Consider the following 24320-nt stretch of genomic DNA (forward strand, 5'->3'; position numbering starts at 1 on the left):
TTGCCGTCGCGAATGCTGACGCGGCCGTCGTAGTACTCGGTGATGTAGAGCTCGCCGTCGGGTGCGAAGGCGATGTCGTCGGGCGCGACGATATCGCTGCCCATCGCGCTGATCGTCTCCAGATCGCCGGAATTCGGGTCCAGGGCGCTGATCTGGCTGCCCGCCACCTGCGCGACATAGATCCGGCCGTCGGCGCCGGTGCGAATGCCGTTGGCGCCGAACAGCCTGCTCGGTGCGGTGACGCGGTCGAGGGTCCACCCGTCGGCGACGCTCGCCGCGGTCGAGGTGAGGTAGCGCGCCGGTGTAGTCACCGCGAAGCCTCCGTAGTGCTCTGGGTCGAGGGATCACCCGATTCGGTGCCGACCACACGTCTCCCGCGAGACGATGGTGATGTATGACACCTTCTCGTTTGTGGAGAGCGTAGTTCTCCACTTTCTATCATTCAAGTGTTGTTATCATTGACAGGATTGACGTAGCATGCGGAGACCGCAGGCCGCGACCTGCGGCAATGCCGCTCTTGGGATTCGGTCGTGCGGGAGTTCTGCCGGGGCGCCCGCGGCCGATCGTGTGGATCGTTCCGTGGCGTGATCATCGCCTCGGGCGTGGGGCTATCGGCCCGGCCGCGGACGCGCAACTGTCGCGCCCGCGGCCGGACCCTGCGGGTGGAACTCAGACGGGGTAACCGGATTCCGGTGGGTGCGGAGCGGTTTCGGGTTCGCGCGGCCCCTGGTCCAGCCGGAACGGCGGGTATTCGTCGCGCATCAGCGACACGTAGGCCCGGACCCGCAGCGTCCACCGGTTCATGCCGAGCACGAAGGCGAACAGGCCGTGCGGATACCGGCCGGTGAACAGCAGTGCGATCGCCGCGATGAAGACGAGGATGCCGAGCAGTGGGATCCAGATGACGGCGGTCCCTTCGTCGTCTCCGCCCCAGTACCGCGAGCTGCCGACGAACGCCCAGACGATCAGATACTGCGGGATCGCCAGCAACCACCATTTGATCAGGACCAGACCCCGGTGCAGCCGCTCGGGATAGTCGACGTCGAGGTCGGCTGGATAGCTCTCGTCGGATCGGAGACTGAACGGGGGATATCGGTCGGTGCCGAGTGCCGACAGCGCGTAGAACCGCACGCGCCACGACCAGCGCAGCACACCGACGTTGAAATCGAACAGCCCGCGCGGATAGCGGCCCGTGAACAGAATGGCGAAGAACGCGATGACCGTCACCACCGCATAGGCGATATGCAGGAAGAACAGCACGATGTAGTGCGGGATCGCCAGAATCCATTTGACGATCCACTGCCAGCGCGACAGCGCGGGGTCCAGATCGCCGCGCACGCGGACCGGGTAGGGAGATGCCTCGGGTTGCATGTCACGCTCCTCTCGGCGGTCGCGGCCCAGCCGAGCCGCGTGGGATATGCACGATTGTTTCGCATTCACCCTGCGCGCAGGGGTAATTCGGGCCGGTGCGCGTCACCCCCGCGAGACATCCGCCGAGCCGGGAATACGCGGATGCGATGACGAGGTTCGGCCTCGTATGAAGATCGGAGTCAACACCTTCCTGACCGATGAGGGCATCGGTCCCCGGGTTCTCGGACCGGCGCTCGAGGAGCGCGGATTCGAATCGCTGTTCCTCGCCGAACATTCCCACATTCCGGCGAGCCGGGAAACGCCGTATCCGGGCGGCGGTGAGCTCCCTCGCGTGTACTACCGCACCTTCGACCCGTTCGTAGCGCTCGCCGCCGTGGCCGTCGTGACCGAACGCCTGGTACTCGGCACCGGGGTCACGCTGCTGATCCAGCGCGATCCGATCCACACCGCCAAGGAGGTGGCCACCCTCGACCACCTCTCCGGCGGGCGGGTGGTCTTCGGCGTCGGCGTCGGCTGGAACCGTGAGGAGATGGCCGACCACGGCACCGACCCGCGGACGCGCGGCGCCCTGCTGGACGAGCAGCTGGCCGCGATCCGGGCGATCTGGACCCAGGATCTGGCGGAATATCATGGCCGGTTCGTCGATTTCGATCCGATCTTCGCCTGGCCCAAGCCGGTGCAGCGTCCGCATCCGCCGATCTTCGTCGGGGGCGGGGAGGTCGCGGCGCGACGTGCGGTGCGTCTCGGCATCGGCTGGGTGCCCAACGGCGTGGCCGATCCTTCGGAGGTGCCGGCGCAACTGGCCGCCGTCGGCGACAGTGAGATCCCGATCGCGATCACGCCGGTCGCACCCGATCCCGCACTGCTGGATGCCTATGCGGAGGCAGGCGTCGAGCGGGTGACGCTGTCGTTGCCGACCCTGCCGGAATCGGAATCGCTGCGCGCCCTGGACGAATTCGCGGCCGTCGCCGAGCGTTACCGCGACTGAGGTGTGGTGCCCGGCAGCGTCGTGGCGGCATGGTCACGGCGCTGCCCGCACATGTGCGAATCGGCGCGCGGCCTATCCGAATGTACTGCGCCCGTGAGCTTTTCGATCGGAACTACAGTCTCGCGCGGGGACCCGCGGCGATGGCCTGACGTGCCAGATCCGAGGAAGCGTTGACCACACCCGCGTCGTAGCGTTCCAGCACGACGGACTGGGTGGCGCGCAGGTGGGCGCGGGCCAGGCGTTCGGCCTCGGCGTCGTCGCCGTCGGCGATCGCGGTGACCAGCCGGGCGTGCACCCGGGCCGCGTCGTGGGCCTGTGGTTTCGACGGATACTCACCGCGCCGGGTGAGTGTCTCGGCCCACGCCTGCTCCTGTGCCGACCACAGGGTCACCAGGCTGGACACGACGCAGCGCACCGTCGCGTTCGGGGTGAAAGCGACCACCAGATCGTGGAATTCGCGCGCGGTGCGGGTGAAGGCGACGCCGTCGCCGACCACCTGCTCACAGGCGCGGATATTGGCCTCGAGCGCCGGGACCACGACCTCGGCGCGGTCGGGGCGACGGGCGCATTCGGCCGCGCACAGCGGTTCGAGCATCTGCAGCGCGGCCGCCAGATCGCCGAGGGTGACCCGCGCGCCCTGGAGCGCCAGACCCAGGTGGTAGGCGGCGGAGGTTTCATCGGGCCGGTGGACCTCCGCGCCGCCGACATTGCCGCGCCGCACCGTGACCAGCCCCTCGGTCTCGAGGATGCGCAGCGATTCCCGGATCGAGGGATAGCTGACGCCGAATTCCTTCACCAGCTGGTCCTGGGTGGGCAGGCGATAGTCGTCGTCGCCGGACAGGATGCGCGTACGCAGCTCGGAGGCGACCGTTTCGGCGATGCGGCGCTGCGGAATCCGCCCGCGACGCGCGGTGGTCACGCGGGCTGCCTTTGGTCCATGCACGGATTCTAACCAGGCGGTGCTGACCATTCAAATATTGCTATCCTTATGAGGATTGACGTACCGTCTGGTGATGGACTTCACGATGGGGGAGGCCGCCGACGCGCTGCGAGATGACTTGCGGCGCTTGGTGTCCCAGCACGTCCCCGCCGATTTCCTGGGCGCCTTCACCGACGATCCGGCCGATCTGGCCGTGGCGCAGCAGTTCTGCGGGGTCCTGGCCGAGCGCGGACTGCTGTGCGCGGCCTGGCCCCGCGAATTCGGCGGGCACGGCGGATCGGTGTGGGAGCAGACGGTGGTCCGCGAGGAGATGTGGGCCCATCACGAGCCGCGCGGCGCCCAGTACATGGGGGTCAACTGGGTCGGGCCTGCGCTCATGCGGCACGGCACCCCGCGGCAGCAACGCACCCATCTGCCGCCGATCGCGCGCGGCGAGGTGATCTGGTGCCAGGGATTCAGCGAACCCGAGGCGGGCTCCGATCTGGCGTCGCTGCGCACCACCGCCCGCCGCGACGGCGACGGCTGGCTGATCAGCGGGCAGAAGATCTGGACCTCCTACGCGACCATGGCGCAGTGGTGTTTCCTGCTGGCGCGCACCGCCACCGGTGCCCGCAAACAACACGGGCTGACCATCTTCCTGGTGCCGATGTCCGCGCCGGGGGTCCAGGTGCGGCCGATCCGCGCCATGATGGGCCCGCATCATCTGAACGAGGTGTTCTTCGACGAGTTGCGGGTGACCGGGGACGATGTGCTCGGCACGGTCGGCGAAGGCTGGGCGGTCGTGCAGGAGGTGCTGGCCTTCGAACGCGTCGGCATCGCCCGCTACGCCCGCTGTGAACGACTGCTGCGTGCGGCGCCGGCGGTACTGGGCGATCGCTGGGCGGAGGTGCCGGCCGAGTTGCGCGGGCGCTGGGCGCGCATGCTGGTGCACTGCCGCCGGGCACGGTTGCTGGCCTACCGGGTGGTCGCGATGCAGAACGAGGACCGGGTGGCGCCCGGTGACGCCGCCGCCTATCGGATCGCCGTCACCCGGCTCGATCAGGACAGTGCCGAAGTACTCACCGAACTGGCCGACCAGCTCGACACCACACCGGATACGCAGCGGGAGAGCTGGTTTCGCCGCGCGGTCGCCGACCATTGGCGGTACTCGCAGGCCGCGACCATCGCCTCGGGAAGTATCGAAATGCAGCGACTGCTGTTGTCGCGGGCCTTGCTGGGGGCATCGTGAACATCGAACTGTGCCGCGAGGCCGCCGACTACGGCCGCGAGGCGAGCCGGGCCATCGCGGCCGCGGGCGGGGACCGGCTGATCCAGGACGCCGAGGCCGAGCCGTCCCGTCGCGCGGACATCGTCGCGCCGATGCTGGCCGGACTCGGCGCGTGGGAGCTGGATCCGCGACGCGACCGCGACGATCTGGAAGCGGCGGCGGCGCTGTGCCGCAGTGCCGGCTACTGGGCGCTGCCCTATCCGCTGGCCGAACGGCTGGCGCGGCCGCTCGACGCGGAGGCCGACGGCCTGGTGGTGGTCACCGAATCCCGCGCCCGGGGTGCGGTCGCCGATCTGGACCTGTGCTGGGCGGCAGTCACGGTGGAGGGCAAGCTCTTCCAGGCGCGGACGCTGCCCGACGGCGCGTCGCCGCGGACCTCCGCCTTCGTGACGCCCTTGGCGCTTACCTCGGTCGGGGCGGCCGGAAGCGCGGACGCGGCACTCCCGCTCACGCTGAACTGCTGGACGCTGCTGGGCATGCTGGACCGTGCCCTCGACCTCACTCGCTCCCATGTCCTGATGCGCACCCAGTTCGGGCAGCCGCTGGCGAAATTCCAAGGCGTGCAATTTCAGCTCACCGATGCCGAGGTCGAGCGCAGCGGGCTGGATGTCCTCGCGAAATACGCCTTGTGGAGCGTCCGCTGCGGCGGGGAGGATGCTCTCGGCGACGCGCTCGCGGCGCGGGTCGCCGCGCTCGATGCCGCGGAAACCGTCTTCCGGGTCGCCCACCAGTTACACGGGGCGATCGGCTTCTGCGACGAATCGCCGCTGTCGTGGTTGTCGCGTTACAGCCTGCCGCTGCGCCGGCTGCCGTGGGCGAGTTCCGGGACGCTCGATCGGCTGACCCGCCATCTCGGCGCACAAGGTCTGCCCGGGCCGTTCGACGGCGGGGAGGCAGTCGATGCGACATGGCAGTGAGTGCACCTGTGCACCGAATGCGAAAGTGCGGTAAGTGCCTGTGACGGACGATATTCCGGCCTACGACCTGCCCGATGTGCTGACGGTGACGGGCAGCGGGCCGGTGCGAACGGTGACCATCAACCGGCCCGGCGAATTGAACGCCGTGAACGAACCGCTGCACTGGGCGCTGGCCCACGTGTGGCGGCAGCTCGCGGCCGACACCGCGGCGAAGGTGGTCGTCGTGACCGGCGCCGGCCGGGCCTTCAGCGCGGGCGGAGACCTGGACTGGATCACCTCCTTCCTCGACGATCCGGTGGCGCGGGAGGAGAGCCTGCGCGAAGGCGCGCAGATCATCGAGGAGATGTTGCGGTTCCCGTTACCGGTGATCGCCGCGGTGAACGGTCCCGCCATGGGATTGGGTGCGAGCGTCGCCGCCCTCTCGGATGTGGTGTTGATGTCGCGCAGCGCGTATCTGGCCGATCCGCATGTGAGCGTGGGGCTGGTCGCCGGTGACGGCGGCGCGGCCTTCTGGCCGCTGCTGACTCCGTTGCTGCGCTCGCGCGTCTACCTCTACACCGGCGACCGCATCGATGCCGCGACCGCCGTCGACTTGGGACTGGCCACCGCGGTATCCGAACCGGAGGAGCTGCTCGACGACGCCCTGCGGCTGGCGCGGCGGCTGGCCGCGCAACCGGCACCGGCGCTGCGAGCCACCAAGCGGGTCGCGAACATGTATCTGGCACAGGCTCTCAGCGGTGCGATGCAGGCGGGATTCGCCGCCGAATCTGTCACCATGTGCTCACCCGAACATCGTGAACGGCTGCTGGCGCTCCGGCGCTCGGCGGCCCGGAGGTAGCCGATGGATGCACTGGCCGAATTCCGGGAGCAGGTGCGGCAGTGGTGTGCGGCGAATATTCCGCCCGAGTGGCGGGCACGGCAGACCGGCGCCACGGACGCGGAATTCGTGGAATTCCAACAGGAATGGTTTCAACGCCTGCGGGCGGGCGGTTTCGCGGTGCCGCACTGGCCGCGGGAGTGGGGCGGCGGTATGCCGGTCGCGCAGCAGGCGGTGCTGTATTCCGAACTCGCGGCACACGACGCGCCGCGGCTGGTATTGGCGTTCGTCTCGATTCATCATGCGGCCTCGACGCTGCTGGCCGCGGGTACCGCAGCGCAACGCGACCGGCATCTGCCCGCGATTTTGGACGGCGAGATCTGGTGCCAGGGTTTCTCGGAACCGGACGCCGGATCGGATATGGCGGCCCTGCGCACCTCCGCCCGCCGCGACGGCGACACCTACGTGCTCAACGGCCGCAAACTCTGGGCCAGCGGCGCGGCGTTCGCCGACTGGTGCCTGCTGCTGGCGCGCACCGATCCGAAAGCCCCGCAACGGCACGGCATTTCGTATTTTCTGCTCGATATGCGTTCGCCCGGGGTGGAGGTGCGGCCGATCCGGCAGGCCACCGGGGAGTGGCATTTCTGCGAAATCTTCCTCGACGACGTCGAGATACCCGCGGCGAATCTCATCGGTCCCGAGCATCAGGGCTGGCAGGTGGCGCAGCGGACGCTCGGCGCCGAACGCGGGCTGACGATGCTCGAACTGGCCGAACGGCTGGCGCACGGCGGCTTCCGGCGACTGGCCTCGCTGTGCGCGCGGCCGCGCCCCGATGGCGGATGTGCGCTGGACGATCCACCGGTCGCGGATCGGCTGGCGCAACTGGAAACCGAACTGGCCGGCCTGCGGGGTCTGTGCGCCGATCTGGTCGCGGCCGAGCGGCCCGGCCCGGCCGATGCCTCGATCGTGAAGTTGTACTACAGCGAACTGCTGCAGCGGATGACGGATTTCGGGACGGAGGTGGCGGGGGTGAGCGCCCATGCGGTGCTGCGCAAACCGCGATCCAGCGGATGGGAGTCGGGGGCCTGGATGCTCGACTTCCTCGGGTCGTGGGAGTGGACCATTCCCGGCGGCACCAGCGAGATCCAGCGCACCATCATCGGAGAACGCGGACTCGGCCTGCCGCGGGAACCGGTGGTGCCGCGATGACCGGGCAGCTGTCGGAGCCGGTGACCGACTTCGCGGAGGTGCACGACGATCTGCGCGCGGTGGCGCGGCGCGTACTCGGGGCGACCGCGCCGGGGCAGCCGCAGGACTGGACGCCGATCGCGGCATCGGGGTGGCCGGGGCTCGAGGTGGCCGCCGAATTCGACGGCGCGGGAGCCACATTCGCCGAGGTCGCGGTGGTGCTGCGGGAAATGGGCCGCGCCCTCACCCGCGGTCCTTACGCCTCGGTGGCGGCGCTGACGCTGCCCGCACTCGCCGCGGTGGCGCCGAACGCCGCCCGGGACCGGCTGTTGCGCACGACGGCCGGTGGCGCGGCCGTGCCGATCGTGGTGGCGGGTGGGGACGCCAAGCCACCGTGGGACGGGTCCGGCGGATTCGTGCCGTTCCGGATCGAGCGCCGCGACGACGCCGTTTATCTGCGCGGCACAGCGGAATTCGCGGCCGACATCACCGTCGCGACCACGTTGTTGATTCCGTCGAGAGAACCGGACGGATCGGCGGTGCTGGTGGCGGTGTCCCCGGGCTCGCCCGGTCTCGCGTCCACCGAGCAGCCGATTCTCGACGCGACCCGCACCGTCGGCACGGTGCACGCCGAGGACGCCCGAGTCGACGCGGAGTCGGTCTGGCACTGGACCGGGACCGACCCGTTGCGTGCGCTGTTCGAGCGGGCCGCGCTGGCCACCGCGATCGACAGCGTGGGACTCGCCGAGGCGGCCCTGGAAGCCACCGTCACCCACGTGCGTACCCGCGAACAGTTCGGCCGGCCGGTCGGCTCCTTTCAAGCGGTGAAACACGCGTGCGCGGATATGCTCGTCGCTCTGCGCATCGCGACCGGGCTCGTCGACGCCGCCGTCGCCGCGCACGTCCATGGCGCCGCGGACGCGTGGATCGCGGTCGCCCGAGCCAAGTCCCACGCCTGTGCCGTCGCGGTCGACATCGCCGGAAAGGCCATGCAACTGCACGGCGGGATGGGATACACCTGGGAGAGCGGCATCCACCGCTACCTGGAACGCGCCACCTTCAACCGCGCACTGTTCGGCTCCCCGGCCGAACATCGCGCCCACCTCGCCCACCGCTACCGGGAACCGGACTTCACCCCGTGAGGCGCTGTCGTCAGCGGGCGGTCCATCCGCCGTCCACGACGATGGTCTGGCCGGTGACGTAGCTCGCGGCGTCCCCGGCCAGCCAGGCGACCGCGCCCACCACATCCTCGGGGGTGCCGTGGCGGGGCAGTGGTGTGTTGCGGCGCAGGTATTCGCGGGGGCGTTCGTTGTCGTAGAGCGGGGCGGTGATCTCGCTGCGGAAGAAGCCCGGCGCGACCGTGTTGACCCGGATGCAGTGGCGGGCCCACTGGACCGCCAATTCGGCTGTCAGACCGGATAATCCGGCCTTACTGGCGGCGTAGGACGCCTGCGGGATGCCGGGGATGCCCACCCGGCCACTGATCGAGGAGATGTTGACGATACTGCCGCGGCCGACCGCACGCATATGCTCGAACACCGCCTGCGACAGCAGCAGCGGTGCGGCCAGATTCAGCTCCAGGGTCGACCGGATGGCCGGCAGCGGTTCGGATTCCGCGCGTTGCTCGGTGAACATGGTGCCCGCCGCGTTGACCAGGATTTCCGGCGGACCCAGCCCGGCGGCCGTCGCCTCGGCGATCACGCCGAGGCGGTCCAGCTCCGACAGGTCGGCGGCGACGGCGAGGCCGTCGATCTCCGCGGCCAGTTCCTCCAGCCGGTCGCGGCGACGCGCCACCACCGCGACCCGGGCGCCGAGTCCGGCGAGGGTGCGAGCCACGGCTGCGCCGAGGCCCGACGAGGCGCCGGTCACGATCGCGACCCGGCCCTTCAGATCGAAGACGTCCGCCCCACCGGAGCGCCGCTGTTCGGTCACCGCGTACTCCCTTTCGCCGCAACAGGTTGCATGATGAAGATGCGCCGTGCGGTCACGACGGTCCTCCGGTCCGTGCGGCCACCAGCGCCGCGAGTTCGGTGCGCCGAATCTTGCCCATCGCATTCACCGGCAGTGCCGGCACCTGAACCCAGCGCTCGGGCACCTTGTAGCTCGCCAGTTCGCGGCGGCACCAAGCCGTCAGCGCATCGAAATCCACTGCCGGCCCGGTGCTTTCGACGACGGCGGCGACCCGCTGGCCGAGCCGCTCGTCGGGAATTCCGCAGACCGCCGCGGCGGCGACTTCCGGATATCCGGTGATGACCCGTTCCACCTCGAGCGGATAGACGTTCGCGCCGCCACGGATGATCACCAGCTTCTTGCGGTCGATCACCCGCAGCCAGCCCTCCTCGTCGACGGCTCCGATATCGCCGGTGGGTAGCGGAAGCGGCTCGCCCGAACGCACGCGGCCATCGGCCCAGTAGCCCAGCATCGGTGTCCATCGATTCGCCCACGGCCCGGCCGACGCAGGGGACAGCCGCAATTCACCCGGTTCGCCGGCGGGCAGGCGGTGACCACCGTCGTCGTAGGCGGCTACGCCGAATTGCGGTGTCACCCGGCCGCTCGTGCCCGGCCGCCACGCCGAACCGGGCGGGTCGATCGACACCACGGTCGGCGCCTCGGTGAGCCCGTACGTGACGCGCGGAACCAGGCCGTGGGCCTCGGCGAAGGCGCCTCGCACCGCGTCGGAGGTGTCGCTGCCGCCGCTCCACACCTCGCGTAGCGAGCTCAGATCGGTGTTCCGGCGGGCCAGATCGTAGAGCTGGGCGGGAGCGCCGTTCCACACCGTAACCCGATGTGCGGCAATCCATTCCGCCACTCCGTCGGCGTCGCGCCGATTCATGATCACCGCGGTCCCGCCGGCCTGGGCGGTGGTGAGGGTGGACAGGATCATCATGTTGAGAATGGTCAGCGCGAAGCTGTCGCCGCGGCGCAGATCCGGACCCCAGCCGCGGGTCGCCACCGTGACCGCCCCCGGCAGCAGCATGCCGCGCTGGGAATGGACGACGGCCTTGGGGACCCCGGAGGTGCCGCTGGTGAACGCGATTCCGGCCGGTGCCTCGGGATCGGTCTCGATTCGCGGCGCGGGCTCGGCCGCGCGGAGCAGCCCGGTCCATCGGTCGGGATCGACAGCGTGCGACATTCGCGGTTCGAATCGCGGCCCCGCCAGGACGACCGACGGCTCCACCAGATCGCACAGCAGTTGCTGTTCGGATGCCGCGGCCGCCTCGCCGATTCCGGCCCACACCGCGCCGATCCGCTGGGCGCCGTGGAAGGCCGCCACGATGGGCAGATCGTTGGGCAGACACGCCGCGACCCGATCGCCCGGGCGCACCCCGAGCCGCCACAGGGCGCCGGCCGCCCGCGCCGCCGCTTCGTCGAGTTCGGCATACGTCCACGCTCCCGACACCGCTTCGATCGCGGTGGCGTCGGGCCGGGTGGCGAGCATCGGATCGAGGATCGTGGCGACCGAAGCGGGAATCCGCACGCCGTTGTTGTCACTGCCCACCGAACCTTGATATCACTATCCTTGTAAAGATTCATCAGATAGCCTGAAGATGTTGCCCCCGAGGGCTGTTCGCGACTCCGCGCGGCCGGTGGGCTTCGATTCCACGTGCCCGGACGCCGTGGTCACGCCCGTCCGGAGCCGGTCGTCGCGCGGGAGTGTCGAACGAGGAGGCACCGATCATGCAGCCGCCGAACACCGCCGCCGGTCCGCTGGCGGGGGTGCGGGTCATCGACCTGACCGCGATGGTCATGGGCCCGTACTGCACGCAGATCATGGCCGACATGGGCGCGGAGGTGATCAAGATCGAGCCGCCGGCCGGGGACAACACCCGCTACATCTCCGCCGGACCGGAACCCGGGATGGGTGGGGTGTTCGTCAACGTCAACCGCGGCAAACGCAGCGTGGTGCTGGATCTGCGTACCGAGTCCGGAAAAGAGGCACTGCGCGCAGTGATCCGCACCGGCGATGTGTTCATCCATTCGATGCGCGGACGGGCGATCGCGGCACTGGGTTTCGACTATCCGGCGGTGGCGGCGGTGAATCCGGCGATCGTCTACACCAACTGCTACGGCTACGGCCGCCGCGGCCCGGACGCGGATCGCACCGCCTACGACGACACGGTCCAGGCCGAATGCGGCCTCCCCTATGTGCAACAACGCCTGACCGGTACCACCGCCTACGTCGGGACCATCATGGCCGACAAGGTCGCCGGCCTGACCGCCCTGTACGCGACGGTGATGGCGCTGTTCCATCGGGAACGCACCGGTGAGGGCCAGGAGGTGGAGGTCGCCATGTTCGAGACGATGGCGGCGTTCATGCTCGTGGAGCACGCCGCCGGCGCCCTGTTCGAACCGGCGCTCACGCCGCCGGGATATCCGCGTGCGCTCACCCCCGACCGCAAGCCCTACCGCACCGCCGACGGATACCTCGCGGCACTGGTCTACAACGACAAACAGTGGAACGCGTTCGTCGACGCGGTGCGCCCGCCTTGGGCCACCAGCGAATTCGCCACCCTCGCACAGCGGGCCGCGCGGATCGACGAGGTTTACGCGCTACTGGCCGGCACGTTCCGGGAGCGCACGACACAGCAGTGGCTGGACCTGCTCGGGGGACTCGACATCCCCGCGGCGCCGGTGAATTCCCTGGACGCGCTGTTCCACAATCCGCATCTCGAGGCGGTGGGCTTCTTCGAAACCGTCGACACACCGAACGGTCCGGTGCGGTTCCCGGGTCCGCCCGCGTGGTTCTCCCGCACCCCCGGCCGTGTGGCCGGACCGGCACCGCGGCTGGGCGCACACACCGCCGAATTCGTCGGCGATCGAAACAGCGGTCTGACGCGCGCCGGTGAGGGAGGCGCCGCATGACGGTCGTGCGCGATCCGGCGGACCTGGATCTGAGCGAATTCCTGCGACCCGGCGATCATGTCGTGATCGGGCAGGCCTGCGGCGAACCGCCGACGCTGGTCGAATCGCTGTTGCGCCAAGGTGCGGGCATCGGCGGGCTGACCGTCTTCATCGCCACCAGTTTCTCGGGATCGTTCACCCCGGCCGCCACCGCCGGCCTGCGGATGCGCAGTATGGGCGCGATCGGCGCGCTGCGCGGCCTGACCGCTTCGCACGCCCTCGAGGTGATCGCCTGCCACGTCGGGCAGATCGGGCCGATGCTCGAATCCGGCGCGCTGCCATGCGATTGCGCTTTCGTCCAGGTCGCGCCCGCCGACCGCCACGGCAATCACAGCCTCGGGCTGGTGAGCGACCATGTCGCCGCGGCGGTGCGCGCCGCGCGGGTGGTGGTGGCCGAGATCAACGAACAGGTGCCGTGGACCTACGGCGAATCGATTCCCGGCAGCGAGATCGACTACGCCGTCGAGGTCTCGCGACCGCCGGTCACCGTCGTCCCGCCGCGAATCGGGCCCGTCGACGAGGCGATCGCACGCCACGCGGCCGCCTTCATCGGCGACGGTGCCGTGGTGCAGACCGGGATCGGCGCGGTGCCCGACGCGCTGCTGCGGATGCTGAGCGACCGGGTGGATCTCGGCGTCCACTCCGGAATGATCGGCGACGGCCTGGTCGACCTCGTCGAGGCGGGCGCGATCACCAACGCCCGCAAGCGCATCGACACCGGCATCTCGGTGACCGGCGCGCTGATCGGGACCCGCCGGCTCTACGACTTCGCCGACCGCAACCCCGCGATCCGGATGTGCCCGGCCACCTACACTCACGATGCCGCCGTGCTCGCCCGGCTCGACGACCTGGTGGCGGTCAATTCCGCGGTGGAGGTCGACCTCACCGGACAGGTCAACGCCGAACAGCACGGAACGGCCTATCTCGGCGGCACCGGCGGACAGGTCGATTTCGTGCGCGGGGCGGCGCGCGCCCGCGGCGGGCACGCCATCATCGCGCTGCCCGCCACTGCCAAGGGCGGCACCGTGAGCCGGATCAGCGCCGCTCTGTCGGGACCGGTCACCACCGCGCGCAGCGAAACCGACATCGTCGTCACCGAATTCGGCGCGGCCGAGCTGGCCGGGCGCACTCTCGCCGAGCGGGCGCGCCGGTTGACCGCCATCGCCCATCCCGATTTCCGCGAGGATCTGGAACGGGCCGCGGCCGAGATCACGAAGCGAGGATTCTGAATGGCCGACACATCCGCGACCGATCCATCCCGCACCGAGGCGGTGCTGTTCGACGCCCGTGCCGACGGCATCGCCGTCATCACGCTGAATCGGCCCGCCACCCGCAACTGCCTGGACGCCGAGATCCGCGCGGGCCTGTTCGCCGCCTGGGACCGCTTCGAACACGATGCGGCACTGCGGATCGCGATCCTCACCGGCGCGGGGGACAAGGCCTTCTGTGCCGGGGGCGATCTGAAGGAGATGGTCGCGACCGGGATGCGGGTGCCGCCGCGGGAGATGTACCCGCTGCCCTACGACACCATCGAATTGTCGAAGCCGACCATCGCCGCGGTGAACGGCGCCGCGTTCGCCGGCGGATGGATGATCGCGCAGGCCTGCGATCTGTGTGTCGCCGCGACGACCGCGCGTTTCGCGGTGACCGAGGTGAAGGTCGGGCGCAGCTCGCCGTGGGCGGCGCCGCTGATCCACATGATCCCGCAGCGCATCATGATGGAACTGCTTCTGACCGGCGCCCCCATCGACGCACGGCGAGCCTACGAGATCGGCCTGGTCAATCGCCTCGCCGAACCGGGGCGTCTGCTGGACACCGCGATCGAGCTGGCCGGCGAAATCCTCAGCGGCGCACCGCTTTCGGTCCGCGCCGCGCGCGAGACGGTTATGCTCGCCACCGAGATGGGCCGGGCGGCGGCCCTGCGGGCGGCCCGCGCGGCCAGTGAACGCTGTTATCGGAGCGAGGATGCGCAGGAGGGGCCGGCGGCGTTCGCCGCACGCCGCCCGCCGGTGTGGAAGGGGCGTTGACCGATGTCGGCCGCGCCGCACGATACGTCCACCGCGTCGGATGTGATCTGCGGCAAAAGTCGGCACAAATGAGACCCTTGTCACACATGTCAAACCAACCTACTGTGTGTTCAGTAGGTTGCTTCGACCAAAGGAGTTCGGTGTCCGGTCAGCGACGGCCAGCCAACGTTCGGGCCTACGACACGCTGCTCGCCAAGGGGGAGGAGCGCAAACTGCGCATCCTCGCCGTGGCGCAGCGGATGCTCGCCCGCAACGGGTGGCGGTCGACCACGCTCGCGCAGATCGCCCGGGAAGCCGGAGTCACCCCGGCCGGGTTGCTGCACCACTTCGAATCGAAGGATCAACTGCTGCACGCGGTCCTGGAGGCCCGCGACACCGACGACGAGATGCACGCGGATCTGGAAGGCGAACTGCCCGAACAGATCTCCGGAGTCGCCGATCGTTTTCACCGCGCACCCGATCTGATCGGCATGTACGCGGTGTTGTTGATCGAGAATCTGGAACCCGATGCGCCGCTGCACGATCGCCTGCTCGATCGCTACCGCGCGGCGACCGATCAGGTCGCCGAGAGTATCCGGCGCGGACAGCGCTGCGGGCGCTACAGCGCCGATGTGGACCCTGCCGTCAAGGCTGTGGAGATAGTCGCTTTTCTCAATGGAATGGAAACGTCATGGCTGCTCGATCCCTCGATTCCACTGACCAAGGTGTTCCAGGAGTACGCTCGGTCGCTCGAACGCGAGCTGACGCGCAGCGACGTCCATTGAGGTACCGGCTGGGTGTGGTAGCGCCGACGGTGACCGAAGTGGTGCGCTGCGCCGGCGGCTGGCTGTTCGATCGCGGGATGGCCGGCTGGGAGGTCACCGTCATCGTCGGCGATCCTACCCACGCCCGCGCGCTCGAGATTCTCGGCGCCGTCGTCCTCGATATGGAGGACTCACTGTCCTCGCCCGTCCACGGACCGCATCCGCATGCGGTGGCCCTGGCCGGTGAGTTGTTCGAAACCGATCACCGCATCCGCTGCGGCGTCCTCGACACGCTCGACCGCGGACTGTCCGAGGTCACGCTGCTCGGCGAGTTCTGTCCCGACGAACTCGACTGCCGGGTGGATACCGTGCAGCACCGATTGAGTGTCGCCGCACGGGCTTTCAAGCGTCAGGCCCTCGCCGCCGCGGGGATACCGGCCACCGCGGTGGCTCCGCTGGAGACGTTTCGCAGCGGAGCACCGGTGTGGGCGCCGCCGGTGGATCTGGTGCCGGTGGCCGGTTAACCGTCCGCTCCGTCGTCGTCCATATCGATGACGACCTTTCCGACCGCGTGCCCGTCGGCGACCAGCCGGAGGGCCGCGGCGGAGTCGGACAGCGCGAAGCGGGCGCCGATATGCGGGCGCAAGCCGTCGGTCAGCAGCCGCCCGAGTTCGCGCTCGTTGCGGTCGAATTCGGCCCGGTCGATATCCTGGAACTGGAAGCCCAGTACGTGAATTCCCTTGACCAGCACCAGATTCAGCGGGATGCGGGGAACCGTGCCGGAGGCGTAGCCGACCGTGACGAAACGCCCGCCGCGGCGCAACGACCGCAGCGCCGGTTCGCTGAGCGCCCCGCCGACCGGATCGATGACGGCATCGGCGCCCCCGGGCAGCGCGGCACGTAAGCCGTCGCGCAGATTCCCACCGCGGTGGTCGATCAGATGCGCGGCCCCCAGAGATCTCGCAACCTCGAGCTTGGCGGGGGAGGAGGCCACCGCGGTCACCGACAGCCCGAGCCGCGCACCGAGTGCCACCGCCGCCGACCCGACCCCGCCCCCGGCGCCGAGCACGATCAGCTCGGCGCCCGCCGACACCCGCGCCACCGACCGAATGCAGTGGTACGCAGTGCGATACGTGACACCGAAGGCCGCCGCGTCGGCGAAATCGACGCCCTCCGGAACGCGCGTCAGCTTGCCGGCCGGGGCCGCGATCTGTTCGGCGAACGCGCCGTGCAGGCCGGTGCCGCACACCCGATCGCCGATCGCGATCGGCCCGCAGCCGGGACCGAGCGCGACGACCTCACCGGCGAATTCGCTGCCCGGGACGAACGGTGGGGGCACGCTGATCTGATACTCGTTCGCCACGAGCAGGACATCGGGAAAGTTGACCGCGGCGGCGCGCACCCGCACCCGGGCCTCACCGGTGCCCGGTTCGGGAACCGGCCGCTCCTCTATGCATACCACCTCCGGTGGCCCGTACTCCGGGCACACCGCCGCCCGCATCCGGCTCATTTGCCCTGCCAGCGGGGTGTGCGGCGTTCCAGGAATGCGCGGGCGCCCTCGGCGGCGTCGGCGCTGGCGAAAATCGCGTGCTGCCAATGCTTCAGGCGTTCGGCGGCCGCGGCGTCGTCGGTGACCGCCAGTCGGGCGAGTTCCTTGGAGGCCGCCAAGCCGAGCGGTGCGTTGGCGGCGACAGTGGTCGCCACGGCGACCGCGGTGTCGAGAACGTCCGCCGGTGCGGCTACCGCGTTCACCAGACCGATCCGCTCGGCGCGCTCGGCATCGATGAGCTGTCCGGTCAGCAGCAATTCGAGAGCGATGCCGAGGGGAATGCGCGTGCCGATCCCGGTGCCACCGCCCGCGGCGAAAAGTCCGCGCTTCACCTCGGGTAGCCCGAACTTCGCCGCCGCGGAGGCCACGATCACATCGCAGCCCATGAGCAGTTCCAGGCCGCCGCCCACCGCGGTGGCATTGGCGGCGCCGATGACCGGAACCGGCGTGCGGCCCGAGGCCATGCGGGCGTAGGCCTCGAGAGCGCTGCGTTCCTCGGGTGACTCCGCGTGTATGCCGGAGCCGTCGGAGAACTCGCGCAGATCCATCCCGGCACAGAACGCGCGGTCGCCGGTGCCGGTGAGCACCAGTGCGCGGATCTCCGGATCGGTTTCGGCGGTCAGCACCGCCGCGCCGAGACCGCGTAATACGGTGCCGTTGAGTGCGTTTCGCGCACCGGGACGGTTGATCCGGGCGATCAGCACCGCGTCGCGGCGCTCGACGACGACCTGGTCGGTGGATTCGGCGGGGCTCATCGGTACTCCGTACTCTCGGCGAGGTCGGCCGCCTCGCGCATCAGCTTCGGCACGATCGGGCCGAAGGACTGCAACTTGACATCGTCTCCGGCGCGCTGGAATCCGCGTTCCAGCACGATGGCCAGCTTCCATTTGGCCAGGATCAGGTAATAGTCCAGGTCGTCGACCTGCCGGCCGGACACGTCCGCGTAATGCGCGACCAGCCGGTCTCGCGATGGCATGCCGCGCAGGTCCACATAGCTCACCCCGGCGGCCTCCGGGGCCCGGGTGTCGTCCGGCCAGCTCTGCACCATCCAGGCCAGATCCAGTTTCGGGTCGCCGACCGTTCCCATCTCCCAGTCGACCAGCGCCGCCAGCCGGGCGGGCGCGCCGTGTTCGAACATCACGTTGGCGAACTGGTAGTCGCCGTGCATGAGGCCCGGGATGTAGTCGAGGGGCCGGTGCGCGCGCAGCCATGCGGTGGCCTCGGCCATCCCGTCGAGGTCGCGGCCGCGGTGGCGGGTGAAGAAATCGGTCCAGCGATGGACCTGCCGTTCGTGGAATCCGTCGGGCCGGCCCAGATCCTGTAATCCCTTGGCGCGCCAGTCGACTCGCGACAGCAGCGCGATACCTTCGGCGAGCTGGTAGGCCAGGCCGGCCCGGGCGTCGAGATCGGTGTCGAACGGCGCCGGCCAGCGTTTGCTGTCCATCGGCGACCAGCCGTCCACATAGCCCATCAGATAGAAGGTGCGGCCCAGGACGGAATGGTCGGTGCAGACCGCGACGGCGGGCGTATGCGGGACGTCGGTGTCCTCGAGCGCCGCGGTGATCCGCCACTCCCGCGCGATCCCGGCGTCGCGTTCGGGAGGTGCGCCGGCGGGCGGGATACGCAGGACGCAGCGGTATTCGCCGCGGCTGATCAGATAGATCTCGTTCTGGGTGCCGCCGGAGAGGAACCGGGCCTGCGCCGGTTCGCCGCGGCCGGGCAGGTCGCGGGCGTCCATCCACTCCGCGAGGCGGGCGGTGTCGATCACTGGTTACCTACTTCGTGTTCGAGATGATCGGCGAATTTCGCCCGGGCGGCCTCGAGCCTCTTCGGGATCCACTGGCTGGGCCACAGATCCTCGCTCGGGCGGTAGTCGCGCAGGACCTGTTTGGCGACGGTGCCCTTGTGCACCTCGGTCGGCCCGTCCGCCAGGCCGAGCACGCCGGCGCCGTGGATCATCGTGAAGAAGGGCATCTCGTTGGTGACCCCGAGCGCACCGTGCACCTGCATCGCGCGCCAGGCGATGTCGTGCAGCACGGTCGGCATCACGACCTTCACCGCGGCGATGTCCTTGCGCACCTTGCGGTAGTCGTTGTATTTGTCGATCTCCCAGGCGGTGTAGAGCACGAACAGCCGGAACTGCTGCAGCTGGGCGTAGGAATCGGCGATATAGCCCTGCACGAACTGCTTGTCCGACAACCGGCTGCCCGCGGTTTCGCGGCTCAGCGCCCGCTCGCACATCATGTCCAGGGCGCTGCGGGCCAGTCCGATGGTGCGCATGGCGTGATGGATGCGCCCCCCGCCGAGCCGGGTCTGCGCGATGGCGAAGGCCTGTCCGGCGCCGCCGAGCAGTGCCGAATCCGGAACGCGCACATTGTCGTAATGGATCAGCGCGTGCGCGCCGCCGTCGAGCGGTTCACCGTAGAGTCCGACATTGCGTTCGATGCGCACACCGGGGGTGTCGGTCGGTACCAGGAACATCGACATGCCTTGATAGGCACTGACATTCGGATCTGTCACCACCATGACGATGAGGAAGGCCGCGGTGGCCGCGTTGGAGGAGAAGAATTTCCAGCCGTTGATGATCCAGTCGTCGCCGTCGCGCACCGCGGAGGTGGTGAACCGGGTCGGGTCGGCGCCGGCCTGTGGTTCGGTCATCGAATAGCTGGAGAACAGTTCCCCCTCGAGCAGTGGCCGCAGATAGCGCCGTTTCTGCTCCTCGGTACCGAAATGCGCGATGATCTCGGCGTTGCCGGTATCGGGAGCCTGGCATCCGAAGATCACCGGCGCCCAGGACGATCGCCCCAGGATCTCGTTCAGCAGCGCCAGTTTCACCTGTCCGTAGCCCTGTCCGCCGAGTTCGGGGCCCAGATGCGTGGCCCACAACCCTTGGTCGCGCACCTGCTGTTTGAGCGGATCGAGCACAGCGCGGCGGGCCGGATCCGGTGGCACGAACTGCTCGTGCGGCCAGATCAGGTCGAGCGGTTCGACCTCCTCGCGGACGAACGCATCGGCCCAGTCCAGCTTCCGCTGGAACTGCGGATCGGTCTCGAAGTCCCACGCCATTGCGCCTCCTCCCATTCGGTGGAAATATGGTTCTCGTGATGAAGAATAGCATTCTTGACGCGGCGACTGTCATTTCGACGAGAGGGAACGGATGAGGGCCGCCGACCAGTTCCACATCGGGATCGTCGCCGCGGACGTGGCGGCCACGACCGCGGCGCTGTCGCAGGTGCTGGGCTACGAGTGGGGTATCGAGACGGGCGGACCGCTCACGGTGGTGTCAGCCTCCGGTGAACAGGCCGTCGACATCCGCTGCGTGTACTCCACGACCGTGCCACGCGTGGAGGTGATCCGGGCGGTGGCGGGCACCCTGTGGGAACCGGTGTCCGGCAGCGGCATTCACCACGTCGGCTACTGGTCCGATGACGTGGCCGTCGATATCGCGGAACTGGAGCGAACCGGATACACGGTGGAGGCGATGCGGCCGGGTCCCGGAGGTGCGCCGCTGTTCGCCTTTCTGAACGGCCCGAACGGCTTCCGCGTCGAATTGCTCACGCGCGCCGCCGAATCCGGCCTGGCCCGCTGCTGGGCGGCGCCGGGTGGCGAACGACAGAACGAAGGTGATCGAGGATGACAGCGGTGGGACTGGTGACCGGCGCGGGACGCGGGATGGGCCTGGAATGTGCCCGCGCGCTGGCGCAACGGGTGGATGTGCTGGTACTGGCCGATCGGGACGAGGCCGGTGCGGCCGCGGCCGCGCAGCAGCTGACGTCCGGGCATACCCGGGCCGAGGCGTTCGTGGTCGACGTCGCCGATCGCGAGCGGGTCTCGGAACTGGCGGAATACGTCGGCGGCCGAGGGCAATTGCGTGCCGTCGCGCATGCGGCGGGGATCTCGCCCACGATGGCGGACTGGCGTCGCATCTTCACCGTGGACCTGATCGGCACCGTCCACCTGCTGGACGCGTTGCGGCCCCTGGTCACCCCGGGCGCGGCGACGGTGGTGTTCGCCTCGATGGCTCCGCTGCTGGATCCGAACCCACCGGATCCCGCCGCCCTTGCCGTGCTCGACGATCCGCTGCACGAGCATTTCCTCGACCGGATCCGCGAGGCCGTGGGCCCGGCGATGGAGCATCCAGGCATCGCCTACGGGTGGGCCAAACGCGGTGTGCAGCGGCTGGTCTGGCGGGAGGCGGTGCGGCTGAGCCCCGCCGGAGGGCGGATCTGCTCGGTCTCGCCCGGCATCATCGACACCCCGCAGGGCCGCCAGGAAGCAGCCGAACACGCGACCATGCGACAGTTGGTCGAGCGCACGCCGCTGCGCCGCGAAGGGCGTCCCGAAGAGGTGGCGGCCGTGGTGGCCTTCGCGCTCTCCGACGCGGCGAGCTTCCTCAACGGCACCGACCTCGTCGTCGACGGCGGCGTGACGGCGGCGCTGCGGGCCGGGCCGGACGTGCGGCGGTGAGCGACGACGTCGCGGCCCGGATCGCCCAGCGGGCACTGGCCGAACGCGGCGCCGCCTACACGGCCGAGGTGCGGCGGCTGCTGAATGCCGGGCTGGCGGTGATGCGGCGCTGCGGCACCGAGTCGCGTCCGCGGGTTGCCGATATCGTCGCCGTCGCCGGCTTGTCCAACGATGCCTTCTACCGGCATTTCGCCTCCAAGGACGCACTCGTCGCCGCCCTGCTCGAAGACGGAACCGCCCGGCTGCTGGACTATCTGGACCATCGGATGGGTAAGGGGTCCACACCCGAGGAGGCGGTGCGCGAATGGGTGGACGGCGTGCTGTCCCAGGGAGTCGGTGAGGTCGCCGCGACCACCCGGGCGGTGATGTGGAATGCCGGTGGTCTGGCGCAGGGGCTGGTGACCGGACCGCCGGAGGCCAGTACCCGGCTCGCCGAACCACTGCGCGCGCCGTTCGCCGAATTGGGCTGCGAGCAACCGGATGTCGACGCGGCGCTGGCCGCGCACGCGGTGGTCGGCCGGCTCGCCGAACTGCTGTGGCGGCGGGCCGAACCGACCGCGGCGGACGTGCGGCGTGTCACCGAGTTCTGTCTTCGCGCGGCGCGTCCGAGCCGCTGAGATGCGCGAGCGCGGCGAGTAACCGGTGTGGTGCGAGGGTGCCCGGTCGATCGCCGACCTGCCCGTCACCGACCTCCAGGACCCGCCATACGCCGTCGGATCGCAGCGCGAAATCGACTGTGACGAAACGGCATCCGAGCCCGGCGACCAGCGGTTCGATTGCGGTGAGATCGAGTTCGGATGCCGGCATCCGGTCCGGGGTGTCGGGGTGCGGGCCGGCCAGCCGGCAGCTGCCGTCGACCCACCAGGTGCGCACCTCCTCGGCGGCGAGGGTCTCGTAGCGGCGCAGCACGAAGCCGCCGGTCAGGTCGGGCCCGCGGAGCTCGCACAGACGCTGTGCTACCCGCCAGGCCGCCTCGGTGTCGGCGAGGTCCGGGATGTACATCGCCTCGTGCCAGTAGTGCTTCATCGATTTGGTGTAATCGCGCACGACGGCGGGGCCGGACCCCAGATGGCTTCGCGCACGGTCGAATTCGTCGCGTCCGGCACCCCGGGTCCAGCTCGATACGGGAGTGTGCCGGGCGAAGACGTCGTACCAGCCGGGAAATTCGTGAGCGCGCCGGTAGCGCCGGGCGTCGGTGCACAATGTGACGCCTCGTGCGCGCAGTGCGTCGTCGAAGGCGGCGTACTGTTCGCTGCGCATCATCCAGCCCCGGTAGATCGCGGGCCCTTCACCACGCACCCGCCGCACCGCCGCAGCCGCATCGCCGCGAATGAGGGCGTCGTGATCGACCAGGTCCACCCGCATTCCGCTCGCCCGCGCGGCCTCGGCATCGGCGCCGAAGTGGGCGTCGGCGCGGCCGGGGCGCAGAACGTCTGCGGGAACCAACACGATCATCGGGTCATCCTCGCGTGACCGCACGCGCTCGGCCAAAAGTGGCGGCCGCGGGGACCCTCCCATCCTGCGTGCCCGTGGCGACGGACAGCCCGCGGCCTTCCGGTGTGCGGCGCTCAGACCCTGGTCTCGGCCATATCCACCTGGCGGGCGGCGTTGGCCAGCGCGGTGACGACGCAGGTGCCGATCCGGCCGGTCCGGTCGTAGAGGGTGGCGGTGCCGACCGCGATGCCGTCGGCCGACATATGGTCCTGCGCATGCAATCCCAGCTCCCGCCCCTGGGGGAGCCTGGTCAGGGTGAGGGTCACGTCGCTGTTGATGTAGCCGACGCCCTCGGTGCCCCAGTTGCAGACCAGATTGGTGGTGTCGGCCAGGAACGCCGCGCGCTGGAACGGTGTGATCGGCTCGTCCTCGACCAGCGGCGGCAGATTCTGCCAGACCGATTTGCGTTCCTCGTTCTGCGCGGCGGCGAAGTCGCCGGACCAGTCGCCGTCACCGCATTTGAACAGCGGTGGCTGGCCGGTCGGCGCGTCCAGCCGCCGCTCGGGCACCGGCAGGGCCTGCTCGGCCTGCCAGATCCGGCCCGGAGGTTGCTGCGCGACGGCGAGATACATCACCGACGCCCGTACCCGCACCTCGTCCTGCTGGGTGATCCACGCATCGGCGACGCGCACCCGGGCACCGGAGCGCACCACCGCGCTGTGCACCGTGATCGGTTCGTTCCGTACCGGGCGGAACAGGTCGGCGGTGAGGCGCGCGGGTACGAAACCGGCTCCCGGGCAATGTGTTTCCAGTTCCCGCGCCAGCAGCCCGCAGATGGCGGGTCCGGCCACGTGATCGGGCGACCATTTGCTCACCGCGAAGTCGCCCGCGACGAATCCTCGTTCGTCGCGACTGAAGAATGCCATCATCGCCTCGGCCCTTTCGTTCCCGGCCCACTCGAATTAGAACACGTTATAGGACAATATCCGGAGGGTGGCGACCGGTTCGCGCGTGGCCGCCGGTAGCCGAATGTCAGCAACTGTCGTCACCTAGGATCGGATCATGAGTCGATGGGAACCCAATGCGCGCGGCCGGCTGTCCGAGGCGGCCCTCGAGCTGTACTCCGAGCGCGGGTTCGACGAGACCACGGTGGCCGAGATCGCGGAGCGGGCGGGCCTCACCGAACGCACCTTCTTCCGGCACTTCGCCGATAAGCGGGAGGTGCTCTTCGGCGGTCAGGACCTGCTGAGCAGCGCGATCGCCGAAGCGGTGGCCGCCGCTCCCGCGGATGCGGACCCGATGGCGACGGCCATCGCCGCGATTCAGGCGGCCGGTGCGCAGATTCCCGATCTGCCGCAGTGGCAGCGGCAACGGCGGGCCGTGATCGCGGCCAACGCTGGACTTCAGGAGCGTGAACTCCGGAAAATGGCCGTCCTGGGTGGGGAACTCGCCGACGCGCTGCGGACCGCGGGCGCACCGGAGGCCGTCGCGATCCTCTGCGCCCGGGTCGCGGTGACCGTCTTCGGCATCGCCTTCGATCGGTGGCTCGACGGTTCCTCCACGTGCGAATTGTCACACGTTACAGCCGAGGTATACGCCGAGCTCAGGGCCGCCGTCGGCGCCGGGCGAGCCGTCTCGGACGGGGAACGGGCGGGTGACCCGGGGTGACGGGCGGCACAGAATGTGCATAAGGTGACGGGGAACGACACG

Annotated in this window: 25 protein-coding genes and 1 pseudogene; 15 read left to right on the plus strand and 11 right to left on the minus strand. The window is 69.6% G+C overall.

Annotated elements, in window-relative coordinates:
- Together RJ03_RS30310 and RJ03_RS30315 are read right to left on the minus strand one after the other, a co-directional pair.
- Positions 1-311, minus strand: a pseudogene (locus RJ03_RS30310) (SMP-30/gluconolactonase/LRE family protein); the annotation flags it as partial.
- Positions 312-669: 358 nt separating this feature from the next.
- Positions 670-1371: a DUF4389 domain-containing protein gene (locus RJ03_RS30315; RefSeq protein ID WP_036509111.1), complete on the minus strand. Its 702-nt coding sequence runs from the start codon at positions 1369-1371 to the stop codon at positions 670-672.
- A 166-nt stretch (positions 1372-1537) separates the two neighbouring features.
- Here RJ03_RS30315 and RJ03_RS30320 point away from each other — a divergent pair, with 166 nt between their 5' ends.
- Positions 1538-2359: an LLM class F420-dependent oxidoreductase gene (locus RJ03_RS30320; RefSeq protein ID WP_036509113.1), complete on the plus strand. Its 822-nt coding sequence runs from the start codon at positions 1538-1540 to the stop codon at positions 2357-2359.
- A 112-nt stretch (positions 2360-2471) separates the two neighbouring features.
- Here the strand turns inward: RJ03_RS30320 and RJ03_RS30325 are convergent, their stop codons facing one another.
- Positions 2472-3278: a FadR/GntR family transcriptional regulator gene (locus RJ03_RS30325; RefSeq protein WP_036509116.1), complete on the minus strand. Its 807-nt coding sequence runs from the start codon at positions 3276-3278 to the stop codon at positions 2472-2474.
- 94 nt (positions 3279-3372) lie between these two features.
- Here RJ03_RS30325 and RJ03_RS30330 point away from each other — a divergent pair, with 94 nt between their 5' ends.
- From RJ03_RS30330 to RJ03_RS30350, 5 genes are read left to right on the plus strand one after another with little or no spacing between them, the layout of a single operon-like run.
- Positions 3373-4527, plus strand: coding sequence for an acyl-CoA dehydrogenase family protein (locus RJ03_RS30330; RefSeq protein WP_051025443.1), 1155 nt, complete (start codon positions 3373-3375; stop codon positions 4525-4527).
- Positions 4524-5483 carry an acyl-CoA dehydrogenase family protein gene (locus RJ03_RS30335; RefSeq protein ID WP_036509118.1) on the plus strand — a complete coding sequence of 320 codons (960 nt, stop codon included), beginning with the start codon at positions 4524-4526 and terminating at the stop codon, positions 5481-5483. Before RJ03_RS30330 ends, RJ03_RS30335 begins: the two co-directional genes overlap by 4 nt.
- Positions 5484-5517: 34 nt before the next feature.
- On the plus strand, positions 5518-6321 hold the full coding sequence (locus RJ03_RS30340; RefSeq protein ID WP_232329144.1) for an enoyl-CoA hydratase/isomerase family protein: 804 nt from the start codon (positions 5518-5520) through the stop codon (positions 6319-6321).
- Positions 6322-6324: 3 nt separating this feature from the next.
- Positions 6325-7509: an acyl-CoA dehydrogenase family protein gene (locus RJ03_RS30345; protein ID WP_036509121.1), complete on the plus strand. Its 1185-nt coding sequence runs from the start codon at positions 6325-6327 to the stop codon at positions 7507-7509.
- Positions 7506-8630 carry an acyl-CoA dehydrogenase family protein gene (locus RJ03_RS30350; RefSeq protein WP_036509123.1) on the plus strand — a complete coding sequence of 375 codons (1125 nt, stop codon included), beginning with the start codon at positions 7506-7508 and terminating at the stop codon, positions 8628-8630. Before RJ03_RS30345 ends, RJ03_RS30350 begins: the two co-directional genes overlap by 4 nt.
- A gap of 10 nt (positions 8631-8640) precedes the next feature.
- Here the strand turns inward: RJ03_RS30350 and RJ03_RS30355 are convergent, their stop codons facing one another.
- Together RJ03_RS30355 and RJ03_RS30360 are read right to left on the minus strand one after the other, a co-directional pair.
- Entirely contained in the window at positions 8641-9420 is a 780-nt protein-coding gene (locus RJ03_RS30355) for an SDR family NAD(P)-dependent oxidoreductase (protein ID WP_036509126.1), read from the minus strand.
- 52 nt (positions 9421-9472) lie between these two features.
- Positions 9473-10987, minus strand: coding sequence for a class I adenylate-forming enzyme family protein (locus RJ03_RS30360; RefSeq protein ID WP_245552434.1), 1515 nt, complete (start codon positions 10985-10987; stop codon positions 9473-9475).
- A 179-nt stretch (positions 10988-11166) separates the two neighbouring features.
- On the opposite strand from RJ03_RS30360, the gene RJ03_RS30365 reads away from it, so the two are divergent.
- The 5 genes from RJ03_RS30365 to RJ03_RS30385 all read left to right on the plus strand — a co-directional run bounded on the left by RJ03_RS30365 (position 11167) and on the right by RJ03_RS30385 (position 15684).
- Positions 11167-12351, plus strand: a complete 1185-nt coding sequence (locus RJ03_RS30365) for a CaiB/BaiF CoA transferase family protein (protein WP_083871443.1) — start codon at positions 11167-11169, stop codon at positions 12349-12351.
- A complete protein-coding gene (locus tag RJ03_RS30370; protein WP_036509129.1) occupies positions 12348-13619 on the plus strand; it encodes an acetyl-CoA hydrolase/transferase family protein in 1272 nt (423 codons plus the stop codon). Before RJ03_RS30365 ends, RJ03_RS30370 begins: the two co-directional genes overlap by 4 nt.
- Positions 13620-14417 carry an enoyl-CoA hydratase/isomerase family protein gene (locus RJ03_RS30375; RefSeq protein ID WP_036509132.1) on the plus strand — a complete coding sequence of 266 codons (798 nt, stop codon included), beginning with the start codon at positions 13620-13622 and terminating at the stop codon, positions 14415-14417.
- 140 nt (positions 14418-14557) lie between these two features.
- Entirely contained in the window at positions 14558-15181 is a 624-nt protein-coding gene (locus RJ03_RS30380) for a TetR/AcrR family transcriptional regulator (RefSeq protein WP_036509135.1), read from the plus strand.
- Between the two features lie 14 nt (positions 15182-15195).
- On the plus strand, positions 15196-15684 hold the full coding sequence (locus RJ03_RS30385) for a hypothetical protein (RefSeq protein ID WP_373281737.1): 489 nt from the start codon (positions 15196-15198) through the stop codon (positions 15682-15684).
- On the opposite strand, the gene RJ03_RS30390 is transcribed toward RJ03_RS30385, so the two are convergent.
- Genes RJ03_RS30390 through RJ03_RS30405 form a run of 4 tightly spaced genes read right to left on the minus strand, consistent with a single transcriptional unit; the run spans position 15681 to position 19775 of the window.
- On the minus strand, positions 15681-16661 hold the full coding sequence (locus RJ03_RS30390) for an NADPH:quinone oxidoreductase family protein (protein ID WP_036509142.1): 981 nt from the start codon (positions 16659-16661) through the stop codon (positions 15681-15683). The two genes, RJ03_RS30385 and RJ03_RS30390, sit on opposite strands and share 4 nt — an antisense overlap.
- A 5-nt stretch (positions 16662-16666) precedes the next feature.
- A complete protein-coding gene (locus RJ03_RS30395; protein ID WP_036509145.1) occupies positions 16667-17464 on the minus strand; it encodes an enoyl-CoA hydratase/isomerase family protein in 798 nt (265 codons plus the stop codon).
- Positions 17461-18447, minus strand: a complete 987-nt coding sequence (locus tag RJ03_RS30400) for a phosphotransferase family protein (protein ID WP_051025450.1) — start codon at positions 18445-18447, stop codon at positions 17461-17463. Before RJ03_RS30400 ends, RJ03_RS30395 begins: the two co-directional genes overlap by 4 nt.
- 26 nt (positions 18448-18473) lie before the next feature.
- A complete protein-coding gene (locus RJ03_RS30405) occupies positions 18474-19775 on the minus strand; it encodes an acyl-CoA dehydrogenase family protein (protein WP_036509149.1) in 1302 nt (433 codons plus the stop codon).
- Positions 19776-19866: 91 nt separating this feature from the next.
- On the opposite strand from RJ03_RS30405, the gene RJ03_RS30410 reads away from it, so the two are divergent.
- The 3 genes from RJ03_RS30410 to RJ03_RS30420 are packed head-to-tail and all read left to right on the plus strand — an operon-like array spanning position 19867 to position 21793.
- Positions 19867-20346 (plus strand): VOC family protein, encoded by a 480-nt coding sequence (locus RJ03_RS30410; RefSeq protein WP_036509151.1) that lies wholly within the window; start codon positions 19867-19869, stop codon positions 20344-20346.
- Positions 20343-21176 carry an SDR family oxidoreductase gene (locus tag RJ03_RS30415; protein ID WP_036509153.1) on the plus strand — a complete coding sequence of 278 codons (834 nt, stop codon included), beginning with the start codon at positions 20343-20345 and terminating at the stop codon, positions 21174-21176. Before RJ03_RS30410 ends, RJ03_RS30415 begins: the two co-directional genes overlap by 4 nt.
- Complete coding sequence (locus tag RJ03_RS30420; protein WP_036509156.1) at positions 21173-21793, plus strand: TetR/AcrR family transcriptional regulator; 621 nt, start codon at positions 21173-21175, stop codon at positions 21791-21793. The genes RJ03_RS30415 and RJ03_RS30420 overlap by 4 nt, the downstream gene beginning before the upstream one ends.
- On the opposite strand, the gene RJ03_RS30425 is transcribed toward RJ03_RS30420, so the two are convergent.
- Entirely contained in the window at positions 21753-22631 is an 879-nt protein-coding gene (locus RJ03_RS30425; RefSeq protein ID WP_051025444.1) for an ATP-grasp domain-containing protein, read from the minus strand. The genes RJ03_RS30420 and RJ03_RS30425 overlap by 41 nt on opposite strands.
- A 113-nt stretch (positions 22632-22744) precedes the next feature.
- On the minus strand, positions 22745-23539 hold the full coding sequence (locus RJ03_RS30430) for an acyl-CoA thioesterase domain-containing protein (RefSeq protein ID WP_036509158.1): 795 nt from the start codon (positions 23537-23539) through the stop codon (positions 22745-22747).
- Positions 23540-23672: 133 nt separating this feature from the next.
- On the opposite strand from RJ03_RS30430, the gene RJ03_RS30435 reads away from it, so the two are divergent.
- Positions 23673-24278 (plus strand): TetR/AcrR family transcriptional regulator, encoded by a 606-nt coding sequence (locus tag RJ03_RS30435; RefSeq protein ID WP_051025445.1) that lies wholly within the window; start codon positions 23673-23675, stop codon positions 24276-24278.
- The last annotated feature ends 42 nt before the right edge of the window (positions 24279-24320 follow it).

This window comes from Nocardia aobensis NBRC 100429, assembly GCF_000308375.1.
Lineage (GTDB): Bacteria > Actinomycetota > Actinomycetes > Mycobacteriales > Mycobacteriaceae > Nocardia > Nocardia aobensis.

Excerpts from the sequence above, each read along its gene's own strand:
- RJ03_RS30315 (WP_036509111.1), bottom strand. The coding sequence starts at position 1,371 with ATGCAACCCGAGGCATCTCCCTACCCGGTCCGCGTGCGCGGCGATCTG.
- RJ03_RS30320 (WP_036509113.1), top strand. The coding sequence starts at position 1,538 with ATGAAGATCGGAGTCAACACCTTCCTGACCGATGAGGGCATCGGTCCC.
- RJ03_RS30330 (WP_051025443.1), top strand. The coding sequence starts at position 3,373 with ATGGACTTCACGATGGGGGAGGCCGCCGACGCGCTGCGAGATGACTTG.
- RJ03_RS30345 (WP_036509121.1), top strand. The coding sequence starts at position 6,325 with ATGGATGCACTGGCCGAATTCCGGGAGCAGGTGCGGCAGTGGTGTGCG.
- RJ03_RS30350 (WP_036509123.1), top strand. The coding sequence starts at position 7,506 with ATGACCGGGCAGCTGTCGGAGCCGGTGACCGACTTCGCGGAGGTGCAC.
- RJ03_RS30365 (WP_083871443.1), top strand. The coding sequence starts at position 11,167 with ATGCAGCCGCCGAACACCGCCGCCGGTCCGCTGGCGGGGGTGCGGGTC.
- RJ03_RS30370 (WP_036509129.1), top strand. The coding sequence starts at position 12,348 with ATGACGGTCGTGCGCGATCCGGCGGACCTGGATCTGAGCGAATTCCTG.
- RJ03_RS30375 (WP_036509132.1), top strand. The coding sequence starts at position 13,620 with ATGGCCGACACATCCGCGACCGATCCATCCCGCACCGAGGCGGTGCTG.
- RJ03_RS30390 (WP_036509142.1), bottom strand. The coding sequence starts at position 16,661 with ATGCGGGCGGCGGTGTGCCCGGAGTACGGGCCACCGGAGGTGGTATGC.
- RJ03_RS30395 (WP_036509145.1), bottom strand. The coding sequence starts at position 17,464 with ATGAGCCCCGCCGAATCCACCGACCAGGTCGTCGTCGAGCGCCGCGAC.
- RJ03_RS30400 (WP_051025450.1), bottom strand. The coding sequence starts at position 18,447 with ATGGACGCCCGCGACCTGCCCGGCCGCGGCGAACCGGCGCAGGCCCGG.
- RJ03_RS30405 (WP_036509149.1), bottom strand. The coding sequence starts at position 19,775 with ATGGCGTGGGACTTCGAGACCGATCCGCAGTTCCAGCGGAAGCTGGAC.
- RJ03_RS30410 (WP_036509151.1), top strand. The coding sequence starts at position 19,867 with ATGAGGGCCGCCGACCAGTTCCACATCGGGATCGTCGCCGCGGACGTG.
- RJ03_RS30415 (WP_036509153.1), top strand. The coding sequence starts at position 20,343 with ATGACAGCGGTGGGACTGGTGACCGGCGCGGGACGCGGGATGGGCCTG.
- RJ03_RS30425 (WP_051025444.1), bottom strand. The coding sequence starts at position 22,631 with ATGATCGTGTTGGTTCCCGCAGACGTTCTGCGCCCCGGCCGCGCCGAC.
- RJ03_RS30430 (WP_036509158.1), bottom strand. The coding sequence starts at position 23,539 with ATGATGGCATTCTTCAGTCGCGACGAACGAGGATTCGTCGCGGGCGAC.
- RJ03_RS30435 (WP_051025445.1), top strand. The coding sequence starts at position 23,673 with ATGAGTCGATGGGAACCCAATGCGCGCGGCCGGCTGTCCGAGGCGGCC.